11 protein-coding genes are annotated in these 13,273 nt (G+C 70.7%); 4 read left to right on the forward strand and 7 right to left on the reverse strand.

What is annotated here, in order from left to right:
• Positions 1-289 precede the first annotated feature (289 nt).
• From ACQPZF_RS15045 to ACQPZF_RS15060, 4 genes are read right to left on the reverse strand one after another with little or no spacing between them, the layout of a single operon-like run.
• Complete coding sequence (locus ACQPZF_RS15045; RefSeq protein WP_433272037.1) at positions 290-1,177, reverse strand: carbohydrate ABC transporter permease; 888 nt, start codon at positions 1,175-1,177, stop codon at positions 290-292.
• Positions 1,174-2,517 carry an ABC transporter permease subunit gene (locus ACQPZF_RS15050; protein WP_433272038.1) on the reverse strand — a complete coding sequence of 448 codons (1,344 nt, stop codon included), beginning with the start codon at positions 2,515-2,517 and terminating at the stop codon, positions 1,174-1,176. Before ACQPZF_RS15050 ends, ACQPZF_RS15045 begins: the two co-directional genes overlap by 4 nt.
• Positions 2,514-3,815, reverse strand: coding sequence for an ABC transporter substrate-binding protein (locus ACQPZF_RS15055; RefSeq protein WP_433272039.1), 1,302 nt, complete (start codon positions 3,813-3,815; stop codon positions 2,514-2,516). The genes ACQPZF_RS15050 and ACQPZF_RS15055 overlap by 4 nt, the downstream gene beginning before the upstream one ends.
• Complete coding sequence (locus ACQPZF_RS15060) at positions 3,812-5,020, reverse strand: ABC transporter ATP-binding protein (RefSeq protein ID WP_433272040.1); 1,209 nt, start codon at positions 5,018-5,020, stop codon at positions 3,812-3,814. Before ACQPZF_RS15060 ends, ACQPZF_RS15055 begins: the two co-directional genes overlap by 4 nt.
• A gap of 206 nt (positions 5,021-5,226) precedes the next feature.
• Here ACQPZF_RS15060 and ACQPZF_RS15065 point away from each other — a divergent pair, with 206 nt between their 5' ends.
• The 4 genes from ACQPZF_RS15065 (at position 5,227) to ACQPZF_RS15080 (ending at position 10,093) form a co-directional block, all read left to right on the forward strand.
• Positions 5,227-5,916 carry a response regulator transcription factor gene (locus tag ACQPZF_RS15065; protein WP_433272041.1) on the forward strand — a complete coding sequence of 230 codons (690 nt, stop codon included), beginning with the start codon at positions 5,227-5,229 and terminating at the stop codon, positions 5,914-5,916.
• Positions 5,913-7,181, forward strand: a complete 1,269-nt coding sequence (locus ACQPZF_RS15070) for a sensor histidine kinase (RefSeq protein WP_433272042.1) — start codon at positions 5,913-5,915, stop codon at positions 7,179-7,181. The genes ACQPZF_RS15065 and ACQPZF_RS15070 overlap by 4 nt, the downstream gene beginning before the upstream one ends.
• A 255-nt stretch (positions 7,182-7,436) precedes the next feature.
• Complete coding sequence (locus ACQPZF_RS15075; RefSeq protein WP_433272043.1) at positions 7,437-9,437, forward strand: MDR family MFS transporter; 2,001 nt, start codon at positions 7,437-7,439, stop codon at positions 9,435-9,437.
• Between the two features lie 209 nt (positions 9,438-9,646).
• Positions 9,647-10,093, forward strand: coding sequence for a GNAT family N-acetyltransferase (locus ACQPZF_RS15080; protein ID WP_433272044.1), 447 nt, complete (start codon positions 9,647-9,649; stop codon positions 10,091-10,093).
• Between the two features lie 86 nt (positions 10,094-10,179).
• Here ACQPZF_RS15080 and ACQPZF_RS15085 read toward each other — a convergent pair whose 3' ends face one another.
• The 3 genes from ACQPZF_RS15085 to ACQPZF_RS15095 form a co-directional block, all read right to left on the reverse strand.
• Positions 10,180-10,656, reverse strand: a complete 477-nt coding sequence (locus ACQPZF_RS15085) for a DoxX family protein (RefSeq protein ID WP_433272045.1) — start codon at positions 10,654-10,656, stop codon at positions 10,180-10,182.
• Between the two features lies 1 nt (position 10,657).
• Positions 10,658-12,271 carry a peroxidase family protein gene (locus ACQPZF_RS15090; RefSeq protein WP_433272046.1) on the reverse strand — a complete coding sequence of 538 codons (1,614 nt, stop codon included), beginning with the start codon at positions 12,269-12,271 and terminating at the stop codon, positions 10,658-10,660.
• 222 nt (positions 12,272-12,493) lie between these two features.
• A complete protein-coding gene (locus ACQPZF_RS15095; protein ID WP_433272047.1) occupies positions 12,494-13,192 on the reverse strand; it encodes a hypothetical protein in 699 nt (232 codons plus the stop codon).
• Between the last annotated feature and the right edge of the window lie 81 nt (positions 13,193-13,273).

The raw sequence follows: 13,273 nt of genomic DNA on the forward strand, positions 1-13,273 counted from the left end.
ACCCGTTCCACTTCTGCACTGGTGTCGGTGGTCCCACGACTGGCGACATGGTGGTCCCTCGGCCCTTGGCAAACGACAGATTGAACCCACTCCAGCCGACGGGCGGGCAGCCCTCCAAGGGCTAAGGCCACGTCTGTCGAGAGCCACGCTACGTAACCGGGCGCACGGCCAGATAACTCCCCGCTAACTGGCCGCCGGCGAAGAGTTCAAACTGGCCACCAACATGCGTAGAAAGCGAAAGCAAGAACGGCGCATCCTTCTTTGCCTTCTTTCGTGGTCGGGGTTGGGTTCACTTCGTCGATCCCGCCAGCACGCCCTGCACGAAGTAGCGCTGGAACACCAGGAACACCGCCAACGGCACGATCATCGACAGGAACGCGCCCGTCGACAGCAGGTCGATGTTGGTGCCGAACTGGCGCAGTTGTGCCCGCAGCGCCACCGTGATCGGCGCCGAGTCCTGGTCCGCGAACACCAGTGCCACCAGCAGGTCGTTCCACACCCACAGGAACTGGAAGATGGTCAGCGACGCTATCGCGGGCTTCGCGATCGGCAGCACCACCCGTCGGAAGATCACCCACTCGCGTGCGCCGTCCATCCGTGCCGCCTCCACCAGGTCGCGGGGGATGCCCACGAAGAAGTTGCGCAGCAGGAAGATCGCGAACGGCAGGCCGAACGCCACGTGGAACAGCACCACACCGGTGATCGTGCCGAACAGGCCCAGCGCGCCGAACAGCTTCGCCACCGGGATCAGCGCCACCTGGATCGGCATCACCAGCAGCCCCACCACGAGCGTCGTCAGCCATTCCCGACCGGGGAACTCGATCCACGCCAGCCCGTACGCCGCCAGCGCCGAGATCACCACCACCAGCACGGTGGCCGGCACGGCGATGTACACCGTGTTGAGGAACGACCGCAGCACCGTCGAATTCCCCACCAGGTCGGCATAGTTGGACAATGTCAGGGTGGTGGGCGCGGTGAAGATGGTCCACCACCCGGACGCCGTGTTCGACGCCTCGTCGCGCAACGAGGCGATCAGCAGCCCGAACACCGGCACCAGCCAGAACAGCGCCACCAGCGCCAAGCCGAGCTGGACCGCGCCGTTGCCCAGCCGCGACACCACGCGGGACAGCACGCCACGGCGGGGCGCGCCGGTCACCGACACCTCGACCACGGTCACGACCGCTCCCGTCGGAATCGCCTGATGTTGAACAGCATCGCCGGGGCCACCAGCAGGAACAGCACCACCGCCAGCGCACTGCCGATGCCCTGGTCGCCGCCCGTGCCGAAGGACACCTGCCACATCTGGAGGGCCAGCACGTTCGCCTCCTCCTGCACCGAGCCGGGCGCGATGACGAACACCAGCTCGAAGATCTTCAGCACGTTGATCACCAGGGTCACGAACACCACCAGCAGCACCGGCGACAGCAGCGGCACGGTCACCCGCCGGAACACCTGCCACTCGGTCGCGCCGTCCACCCGCGCCGCCTCCAGCGCGTCCCGGGGGATCGCCGCCAGGCCCGCCGCGATGAACGTGATGGCGAACCCGGTCATGATCCAGATCCAGGACGAGATGATCACCGGCGTGATCAGCGACGGCCCGAGCCAGGTCAGGCCCCGGAACGGCAGCGCGAAGTTCGCCGCCGCCAGCCGCACCGAGTACTCGCCCGACACCAGGTCGGGGAACGTGAACCGCCCGTCGTTGCCGGTGGTCGTCCGCCCCACCACCCGACCGTCCCGCACCGCTTCCACCGCGAGACCGGGCAGGCCGCGTTCGCCCCGGTCCAGTGCACCGGCCTGCCCGCCGACCGACACGTCGAGCCACACCACACCGCGCAGCTCCCGTGCGTCCGACGACGGCAGCGAAGCCGACGACGCGCCGGCCGGGATCTGCCCCGGCGGGAACCCGACCAGCGGCACGGTCACCGCCGTGCCCGGCGTGAACGTCCGGGAGCTGGTGAAGCCCTCCTCGGCGGGCGTGAACGGCGCCCCGTCACGAGGCCGCGCACCGGGGTACGGCGACGGGTCGGAGAACAGGTCGTGCACCCCGACCGCCACCGCGTTCACCACGCCCTGGTCCGGGTCTTCCTCGTACACCAGCCGGAAGATGATGCCGGACGCGAACAGCGAGATGGCCATCGGCATGAACAGCACCAGGCGGAACGCCGTCGCCCACCGGATGCGCTCGGTCAGCACCGCGAAGACCAGCCCGAGCCCGGTGACCACGGCCGGCGCGACCACCACCCAGATCACGTTGTTCTTGAACGCGGTCAGCGTGCGCGGATCGGTGAAGAGGTCGACGTAGTTCCCGACCCCGACGAAGGACGACCCGGACCGGTCGAAGAAGCTGCGCACCAGCGAGTACACCAGCGGGTAGAGCACCAGCGCGGCCAGCAGCACCAGCGCGGGCGCCAGGAACGGCACCGCCTGGCGCGGTGAGCGGCCCGGGGTCGGGTCGACGGCGAGGCGGCCCCGGCCGGTCCGGGGACCGGCCGGGGACTTCTCCGCGGTGACCGTCACTTCTGGTACGCCTTCGCCGCTTCGGACTCCAGTCGCTGCACGGCCCCGTCGACGTCCGCGGGGTTCGCCAGGAAGTCCTGCAACGCCTTCCACTCGCCCGCACCCTTGGTGCCGCCGAACGCGGCCGGCGCGAGGTCGGACATGTCGAACCGGACGTTGTCGCCCGCGTCCACCAACTGCTTGACCAGCTCGCGCGTCACGTCGTCGGGGTAGTCGGCGGCCGGGATGTCCTTGTTGGGCGACAGGAAACCGCCCAGCTTCGCCCACACCCGGCCGGCCTCCGGCGAGGCGAGGAACTTCATCAGCTCGGTGCTCGCCGCGTCATCCTTGAGCTGCACGGCCACGTCGCCGCCCGCCACGACCGCGTCCTCGCTGCCGCCGATGGACGGGAACTTGAAGAACTTCGCGTCCTCGCCGACCTTCGCCTTGGTGTTGGTGCTGATCACGGACGCCACGAAGTCCGCCTCGAACACCATCGCGGCCTTCGGCGGCTCGCCGAACACGTTGATCACCGACTTGGGGAACTCGGTCTGCAACGCGCCCGCGCCGCCGCCCTCGACCAGGCGCGGGTCGCCGAAGAGCTGGGCCAGCGTCTCCAGCGCCGTGCGCACCGACGGGTCGGTCCACGGGATCTCGTGCCTGGCCAGCTTGTCGTAGTTCTCGGGGCCGGCGGTGCGCAGGTAGACGTTCTCGAACCAGTCGGTCAGCGTCCAGCCGTCCGCGCCGCCCACCGACACCGCCGCCTGACCGGTGTCCACGATCGCGCGGCCCACTTCGAGGAAGTCCTCCCAGGTCTTCGGCGGCTCCGCGCCGACCTGCCCGAACGCCTTCTCGCTGTACCAGACGGTGGACTTGTTGGCGGCCTTGAAGTAGACGCCGTACAGCTTGCCCCCGAACGTGCCGAGCTTCTTCCACACGTCCGCGTTGTGGTCGCCGACCAGCTTCTCCACCTCGGGCGACAGCGGGATGAGCGACCCCGCCTGCTGCAACTGGTCGACCAGGCCCGGCTGCGCGACCAGCGCGACGCTCGGCGGCGTGCCGCCCTGCACCCTCGTCTGCAACACGGTGGGCAGCTCGTCGCCGGCCGGCGTGTAGCGCACCTCCGCCCCGGTCTTGTCCTTGAACGCGCCGAGCACCTGCTCGAACCGCAGTTGCTCGTCACCCGACCAGGTGCCGACCACCTCCACGGTCTGCCCGCTCAGCGCCTTGGTCCCCGGCTCGGCGGTCGTCCCGCCGGAGCACGCGGTCAGCGTCCCGATCGCCGCGACCAGTGCGGCGGTCACCTTCAAGCGGCTCATGCCAACTCTCCTGACGTCGTCCAAACGGACAACCCGGTGTCCGGGTCGAAGAAGTGCAGCCGGGACGTGTCCACCCACGCGGCCACCGGCTGGCCCTCGTAGATGTGCGTCCGGGGGGAGAAGCGGCCGACCAGCACGACGCCGCCGCCGCGGGGCAGGTCGGCGGTGCCGTCGTCCTCGGCCAGCGCCTTGGTGTCGTCGGTGACCACGGGCGCGGCGTCGACCGGGAAGTGCACCAGCACGTCCGAGCCCATCGCCTCCACCAGGTCGGCCACCGAGTGCAGGATCGCGCCCTCCTGGGCGTCGGCGAGCGCCGCGTCCTCCATGTCCTCGGGACGGATGCCGAGCACCACGTCCCGGCCCGCGTACCCGGCCAGCGCCGGGCGGGCGAGCAGCACGGACTCGGGCAGCAGCAACGCGTCCGCGCCGACGGTGACCCAGTGCCGGCCGTCGTCGTCGCGGTCCAGCCGGGCGGTCACCAGGTTCATGCCGGGCGAGCCGATGAAACCCGCGACGAACAGGTTCACCGGCCGGTCGTACAGCTCCTGCGGCGGGCCGACCTGCTGGAGGACGCCGCGCTTCATCACCGCGACCCGGTCGCCGAGGGTCATCGCCTCGGTCTGGTCGTGCGTCACGTACACCGTGGTGACGCCGAGATCCCGCTGAATACGGGCGATCTGGGCCCGCATCTGCACCCGCAGCTTCGCGTCCAGATTGGACAGTGGCTCGTCCATCAGGAACGCCTGCGGCGCACGCACGATCGCCCGCCCCATCGCCACCCGCTGGCGTTGCCCGCCGGACAGGTTCCGCGGCTTCCGCTCCAGGTGCTCGTGCAGCTCCAGCACCTCTGCCACCTCGCGCACCCGCCGGTCGATCTCCTTCTTCGGCAGCTTGCGCAAGGTGAGCCCGAACGCGATGTTGTCGTACACGTTCAGGTGCGGGTAGAGCGCATAGGACTGGAACACCATGGCCACGTCCCGGTCCCGCGAAGGCACGTCGTTGACCACCTGCTCGCCGATCCGGATGGACCCCTCGGTCACGCTCTCCAGGCCCGCGATCATCCGCAGCGCCGTGGTCTTGCCGCACCCGGACGGCCCGACCAGCACCAGGAACTCCCCGTCCCGGATCTCCAGGTTCAGGTCTTCGACCGCACGGGTGCCGTCGACGTACGATTTGCCGAGACCGCTGAGAACGACTTCCGCCACGCCCACTCCTCGTCGCGGTCGGGCCGGCTCTCCGACGGTGACCGCACAATGGCAATTCCCGCCGCGGTGTGATCCGCGGCACCCTGGATTCCGGTGGTTCGGACGATAGTGGCCGGTTCCCTAAGAGACCGTTAAGGGCCAGGCACGGTTGGGATAAGTCGGGAGAACCCGGCGACCCGGCGCCCGGAGGCCTTACCCTCCCAACCATGTCCAAGGTGCTGCTGGTCGAGGACGACCCGGTGGTCCAGGCGGCGCTGGTGCACGCGCTGACCGACCTCGGGCACGACGTGCGCGCGGTCGGCACGGCCGTCGCCGCGCTGCGCGAGGCGGGCACGCGGGAACCGGACCTGGTCATCCTCGACCTGGGCCTGCCCGACCTGGACGGCGTGGCGGCGCTGCGGATGCTGCGCGGCATCAGCGACGTGCCGGTCATCATCGCCACCGCGCGCGGCGGCGAGAGTTCGGTGGTCGGCTCGCTGAACGCGGGCGCGGACGACTACATCGTCAAGCCGTTCTCCGCCGAGCACCTGGCGGCGCGCATCAACGCGCTGCTCCGCCGCACCACCGGCTCGGCCCGCACGGACCACCCGGACCTGGTGACGGTCGGCGAACTGCGCGTGGACCTGGCCCAGCGCCAGGTGTTCCGCGCCGACCAGCCGGTGGCGCTCAGCCGCCGCGAGTTCGACCTGCTGGCCTACCTGGCGCAACGCCCGAACCGCGTGGTCCCGCGCCGCGAGCTGTTCCAGGCGGTGTGGGGCCAGCCGTACCTGGGCGACGACAAGACCATCGACGTCCACGTGTCGTGGCTGCGCAGCAAACTGGGTGAGACCGCCGCGAAGCCACGCCACCTGCACACCGTGCGGGGCGTGGGGTTCAAGCTGGTGGCGCCGGAATGAGAGGACTGCTCACCCGTGCCCTGGCGTGGTCGGCGGCGCTGGTGGGCGTGTTCCTGGTGGCGGGCGCGGGATGTCTGCTGGTGTGGTCGGCGGCGGACCGGGCGGCGTCGGACGACCGGCACGACGTGACGACGGTGGCGGCAGTGCTGGCCGTGACGACGGACCCGGACGCGGTGCGCGGGGCACTCGCCCGGACCGCCGCGGGCGCGGAGGGCCGACTCGCCGTCCACCTGCCGGACGGCACGACCATCGGCGTGGGGCGCGGAGCGGGCGACCTCACCTATATGTCCACTGTGGACGATTCGCGCGCGGCCGTCGAAGTATCGTCACCCGCACCCCTGTCGGCAGACCTGACGATTCAGTTGGCGGTACTCCTCCTGTTGGCACTGCTGGCTTTCGTCGCCGCCCTGCTGGTCGGCCGACGGGCGCTGAACCCGGTGCTGCGCGCGCTGAGGGCACTGGCCGACGCCGCGACGGACCTGGCGCACCGCGACGGGAACGTCCGCATCCGCGTCACGGGCCCACCCGAGCTGACCGCCCTGGCGAGCGCCATCAACGCCGCCGCCGACCGCACGGAACGCCTGCTGGCCAAGGAAAGGGAGATGATCGCCGACGTCTCACACCGCCTGCGAACCCCGTTGACGGCGCTGCGACTGGACGCGGACGCCATCGGCGGAGGCCCGGTGGCCGACCGCATCCGCAGCGCGGTGACCACCCTCGGCCACGACGTGGACCGGATCATCGAGTCCCTGCACCCGGTCCCCGCCTCGTCCGAGACCGGCGACTGCGACGTGGTCGAGGTGGTGAAGACCCGCATGGGCTTCTGGTCCGCGCACGCCGAGGACCAGGGCCGGCCGTGCGAGGTGGACCTGCCCTACGAGCCGACCCCGGTCCTGCTGTCGCCGGACGCCCTGGGCGCGGTGGTCGACGCACTGCTGGAGAACGTCTTCCACCACACCCCACCCCGCTCGGCGCTGACCGTCGCGGTCGTCAGGCACGCCGGCTGGATCACGTTGACCGTGGAAGACGGCGGTCCGGGCATAGCGGACCCGGAACGCGCCCTGCACCGAGGCTCGTCCGGCGGCGGCTCGACCGGCCTGGGCCTCGACATCGCCCGAGCCGCCGCGGAGGCCACCGGCGGCACCATCCACGTGGAACGGGGCCGCCTGGGCGGAGCCCGCATCCGGCTTCGCCTGGGCGAGGCGAACAGCCACCACGAGCCGGCCGTGCCCCGAGCCTGGCGTTTGTGGCGCGGACGGGCCTGACGAAAATTGCCCTCAGCGGAAACGCGGCCCGCCTCACGGAACGTCGCATCCAACCCGAACGAGGTATTCACGAACGTGGTCCGACGCCGGTAGTTCCGCGTGGAGCAGGTCCTGCTCCGTCACCTGTTCGGCATGGGCCCGGTCCGGTCCCGCCGGGCGAGTTCCGCCTCCCGCCTGCGCAGCTCGTCACGGCGGGCCGCCACACGGCGCGCGGAGCGGCTGGAGCGGCCCTATCGTCCATTCGGGAGGTTCCGCATGGTCGATCGGGTCGAGGTCAAGCCGGCCGCGCGCCGCGCCGTGATCGCCGTGATCATGCTCGGGATGCTGCTCGCCGCCCTGGACCAGACGATCGTCGCCACCGCGCTGCCGACCATCGTCAGCGATCTCGGCGGCGGCGGGCACCTGTCGTGGGTGGTCACCTCGTACCTGCTGGCCGAGACCATCATGACGGCGTTGATCGGCAAGTTCGGCGACCTCTACGGCCGCAAGCCCGCGTTCCTGGCCAGCGTCGCCCTGTTCATGGTGGGCTCGTTCCTGTGCGGCTGGGCCGACTCGATGACGTGGCTGATCCTCGCGCGGGCGGTCCAGGGCCTGGGCGCGGGCGGGCTCATGGTCACCGCGAGCGCCGTGATCGCCGACGTGGTGCCGCTGTCCGAGCGCGGCAAGTACCAGGGGCTCATCGGGGCGATGTTCGGCGTCTCGACCGTGGTCGGACCGCTGCTGGGCGGCCTGTTCGTGGACCACCTGAGCTGGCGCTGGGCGTTCTACGTGAACCTGCCGCTGGGCGTGGTCGTCCTGGTGGTGGGCGTGCTGGCGCTGCCCGGCATCCGGGCGGCGGGCAGACCGAAGATCGACTACCTCGGCATCCTGCTGATCGGCCTGGCCGCGACCGGCCTGACGCTGGTCACCAGTTGGGGCGGCGTCGAGTACGACTGGACGTCGCCGACCATCCTGCTGATGGCGGCGGGCTCCCTGGTCGCGCTGGCGCTCTTCGTGCGGGTGGAACAGCGGGCGGCGGAGCCGATGCTGCCCATGCGCCTGTTCCGCAGCCCCGTGTTCACCGTGTGCAGCGTGCTGAGCTTCGTGGTCGGGTTCGCGATGCTGGGCGGCGTCACGTTCCTCCCGACCTACCTGCAGTACGTGCACGGCGCGTCGGCCACCCGGTCCGGCCTGGAAATGCTGCCGCTGGTGATCGGTCTGCTGATCGCCTCCGTCACCGCCGGCAGCGTGATCGGCAAGACCGGCCGCTACCGGCTGCTCCCCATCGGGGGCAGCCTGCTCATGGTGGGCGGGCTGCTCCTGCTGTCGCGGCTGGACGAGCACACCGCGTTCTGGGAGGCGTCCGGCTACATGCTGGTGCTCGGCCTGGGCGTGGGCCTGTGCATGCCGGTGCCGATCGTGGTCGTCCAGAGCACCAGCAGCTACGAAGACCTGGGCGTGGCGACGTCGGGCGTGAGCTTCCTGCGCACGCTGGGCAGCTCCTTCGGCGTGGCGCTGTTCGGCACCATCTACGCGAGCAACCTGCCCGACAACCTGGCGAACGCCATCCCGCCGGGCGTGGACCCGCGCGCGGCGTCGAACGTGCAGGCCCTGCACGCGCTGCCGGACGAGCTGAAGGCGCCCATCATCGCCGCCTACGCCGACACCCTCCAAGGCGTCTTCCTGTCCGCCGCCCCGGTGGCCGCCGTCGCGTTCGTCGTGGCCCTGTTCCTGCGCGAAGTGCCGCTCCGGGACACCGCCCGCACCGCCGCGTCCGGCCACAACGGCGTGGGGGAGAGCTTCGCCGTGCCGCAGTCCACCGCCTCGGGCCAGGAACTGGAGAAGCTGGTGGCGCTGATCGTGCGCAAGGAGCACCGCGACCCGACCCCGCAGATCCTGGCCGCGTCCGGCCTGCCGCTGTCCCACGCCCAGGCGTGGCTGGTGGTGAAGGTGTTCCGGCAGAGCGCCCACCAGGGTCACGCCACCCTCGAACAGCTCGCGGACGAGACCAGGGTGCCGGCCGGCATGTTCGAACCAGTGGCCCGCCAGCTCATGGCCAAGGGCCTGCTGACGGAATCCGCCGACCGCTACCGCTTCACCCCGCACGGCACCGAGACCTTCGCCCTCCTGGTCGGCTCGTGGCGGAACTGGCTGCACGCCAAACTGGTCGACTGGGAGTGCGACGACCCCGAGTTCACCGAAGCCGTGGACCGGGTGGCCGAAGAGCTGGTCACCACCGGCCGCGCCTTGGCCGACCGCCAACCCGCCCGGGTCTGACGCGCCGCGCCGGCCGACCGCCAACCCGCTCGGGTCTGACGCCGTCGGCTGACTGCCGACCCGATGGGTTCCGACGCCGTCGGCCGACCGCTAACCCGATGGGGTCCGACGCCGCCGGCCGACCGCCAACCCGCCCGGAGCGGACGGTCGGTGGCACGGCCGCGTGGTCTCGGGCAGCATGGCGGTGATCCACTTCCCGAGGAGCCCGAGTGATCATCCGCTGCGCCACCGCCGCCGACGTGCCCGCCATAGTCGCCCTGCTCGCCGACGACGAGATCGGCGCGCACCGGGAGACGCCGGACGATCTGTCGCCCTACCTGCGGTCGTTCGCGGCGATCGACGCCAGTCCGCGCGAGTCGCTGGTCGTCGCCGAACGGGACGGGGAGGTGGTGGGCACGTTGCAGCTCACCGTCCTGCCCGGCCTGTCGCAGCGGGGCATGGTGCGGGCCCAGGTCGAAGGCGTTCGGGTCGCCGGCAAGCTGCGCGGGGAAGGGCTGGGCGAGGAGCTGGTCCGCTGGGCCGTGGCCGAGGCTCGGGTCCGGGGGTGCTCGATCGTGCAGCTCATGTCCGACCAGCGGCGGGCCGACGCGCACCGGTTCTACTCGCGGCTGGGGTTCCAGCCCACGCACCAGGGGTTCAAGCTGCGGCTCTCGTGACGGCGGGGCAATCACCCGCGAACGCCCGCGGAAACGCGCGAGGCGGCGGCGGGAGGTAGTTCCCCCGCCGCCGCCCCGTCGGCGAACTACTTGCGCACTGTCCGGCGGTGGCCGAGCAGCATCAACACGGCGCAGATGAGCACCACGTTCTTGAGCACGAACTCACCGTTCGCGGTCAGCAGCAACGGGTTGCCGTCCGACCACGAGAGCGCGGGCGCGTTGACGAACACCAGGAAGGTGCCCGCCAGATGTGCCCCCACCGCGACGAGCGTGACCCGCCGCGGCCGGCCGATCACCAGCGCGACCCCGAGCACGACCTCCACCCCGCCCAGGACCGGCATCAGCAGGCCCTGGGACAGGAACGGCAGCGTGGCGTGCACGAGGTCCGCCACCGGGGACTGGCCGATCGCCTTGAGCAGACCGAACCACACGAAGACCAGTCCGATCGAGACCCGCAACGCCGTCGGCGCGTGCTGCCGGAGCCGCTGTTCGAGCCGGTCCCACCACGGCGGCGGCGGTTCCGGTCTGAACTCCTGGACCTCGTAGTCCTGTGTCGTCGACATGTCAGTCGCCCAGCGGGTTGAGCAGGTCGGCCTTGCCCTCGAACGCGAACAGCAGCAGGTCGGTCATCCGGAACGTGTTGGCGTCCGGCCCGAACACCGGCCGCCACGAGGGCTCCCGCACGATGGACGTGCGCGAGGACTCCATCGCCCGGTGGAACACCTCCGCCACGATCCGGCCGCCGACCGGACCCAGCAGCCCGTTGCCGAACTCGGCTTCCCGGAGGATGTAGAACCACAGCGGGGTCGTCTCGACGACCGTCGCCCGCTGCTCCTCGGTCAGCGCGTCCAGGGTCACGCCCTGGTTGCCGGTCAGGATCTGCTCGGCCGTCAGCGGCTCCACGCCGAACAGCGCGGCGATCTGCTGGCCGCTGGCCAGCTTCACCATGTTCGCCCTGGTCAGGTTGCGGAACGCCAGGTTCCGGTGGATGTCCGCGACGGTCGTGCCGCGCCCGTCGAACGTCCCCGCCGGTAGCTGCGTGAGCGGGTTGACCAGCAGCGTGTCGATCCGCTTCGTCACGTTGCCGCCGCCCGTGCCGGGAGCGAGGTCCGGCCGTTCGGCTTCGGTGAAGTCGTACAGCCTGCGGAAGTCCGCGATCCAGTTGGTCGGCAGCGTGTCCACCGTGCCCGAGTTCGGGTCGTCCAGTTCCGGCAGACCCGAGCCCGGCTGGAAGTTGCCGCTGGTCCCGCTGAAGGTGAAGAGCTGCAACAGGGTGGCGATGCCGCCGGGGCCGTCGCTGTTGAACACCCGGTTCCACTGGTAGGCGGCCCGGATCATGCTGTGGCCCAGCCGGTAGGCCGCGACCGAGAACTCCAGCGGCATGGTCGCCGGCTGCAACGCGCCGGTGTAGCCGCGGCCGGGCGCCTCGAAGAAGCGGCGGCCGTTGGCGAACACGTCGTCCACGATCGCCGGGTCGACGATGCGCGGCAGGTGGTCGGTGCGCAGCATCCACTGGTAATGCCGCACCACCTGCTCACGGGCCGCCCGGAACAGCCGCTGGCCGGTCAGACCGGTCAGCGCCAGCTCGTCCACCACCCGGTTGTGGAACCGGATGAACGCGAGGTGGGTCTGGGCGACCGCCAGGTTCTCGTCGTTGCGGGCGTCCGGGATGAGCGGGCGCCTGCGGTCGGCGCCCGTCGTGCCGGAACCCGCGCGGGGCAGGTCGAACCCCTCCAGCTCGACGTTGACCCGGTCGTCCGGGAACGTCGTCGCGGACGTCTTGCCGATCTTCAGCTTGACCTTGTCGTCGGCGTAGAACACCCGGTCGGCCGGGTCGAGCGGGCCCCGGCCGTAGACCGAGTCCAGGTCGAGCGCGGGCGACCGGCCCTGCACCAGGTCGTCCAGGTTGACGTCCGCGCCGAGCTGGGCTTCGGTGCGATCCATGGTCAGGTCGTGGTCCACGAACTGACCGAGGTAGGTGAACCCGGCCGGCATGGCCGGGTCCGCGGAGTCCGGCTGCGGCACGTCCGCCGTCACCGCGGTGGCCAGGGCGATCCTGACCTCCTCGGACACCTGGACACCTTCCGGTCCCAGTCGGGAAAACCGGAACCTGCGCAGCTCTTCGACGGTCAGCGGACGCCGGGTCGTGGGCTCCCCGTTCCCATCGAACTCCAGCACCCCCTCACCTACGACGAAGAAGCTCTCCGTACCGTGATGCTTCAACTTGTCTCCCCCGTGGTTCGTCCGGAGATTCCGGACAGGTGAACACACCCCCTGCGCATTCCCCTCACGACAGATAAGTGTCGACCGCCGTTCGGTGGATACAGTTGATTCCGTTCGTGAACCGGATTCACTCTTCTGAACAAAACCCGACGACCGATCACATTCGGGTGATCACGATCAGCCAAGCGTGCTGATATAGGCGAGCGCGCCCACCACCGGCACGACAACCGCCGTGACCAGCGCCTGGCGGCGGGTCGGCCGGGGCCCGTCGGCCAGCAGTCGCACCCCGGCGGGCAGGAACGCCACGCACAGCCCGACGGTGCCGACGACCGACCACGGCTCGGCGCCCTTCAGCACGCCCAGCGGCAGCAGGCACATGGTTGCCAGCGCCACCGACCGGACCACGCCCAGCACGCCGCTGCGCCACGCCGCGAACGCCAGCACCAGCCACCCGACCATGATCGACAGCGACAGGTGGCTGTACAGGTGCAGGTCCTGGTACGACTCGCCGACCAGCCGCTCCGCGAACTCCGGTCCGTGCCGCCGCACCAACCCCTGCGCCGCGTGGTCCACCCCGGCGTGGAAAGTCCGCTCGAACAAACCCACCAGAACGAGGATTCCACTCCACAGCGCCCAAACCGGCCGGGTGCGGCCGATGTGGGAGACCACCGCGAGGACCGCGAACGCGAGCACCAGGTGCCCCGCCAGGAACGTCGCGTACGCGGCGGTCAGCAGACCCGGATGCCGGGCCATGGCGTCGAGCTGGTCGGGGTAGAAGAAGTCGAAGGGCGAGCGCAGCAACGTGCCCGTGAGCAACAGCAGCGGGCCGAGGACGAGTGCGACGCCGCCGATCCAGCGGCCGGGGAACGAGTGCATGCGGTACAAGGTGCCGACCGGAGCGCCCGGAGGGATCGACCCGTGGTCCGGCGTGCGGATCGGACCACGGGCCGATCCCTC

Origin of the sequence: Actinosynnema sp. CS-041913 (genome assembly GCF_050942485.1) — a bacterium.
Taxonomy (GTDB): domain Bacteria; phylum Actinomycetota; class Actinomycetes; order Mycobacteriales; family Pseudonocardiaceae; genus Actinosynnema.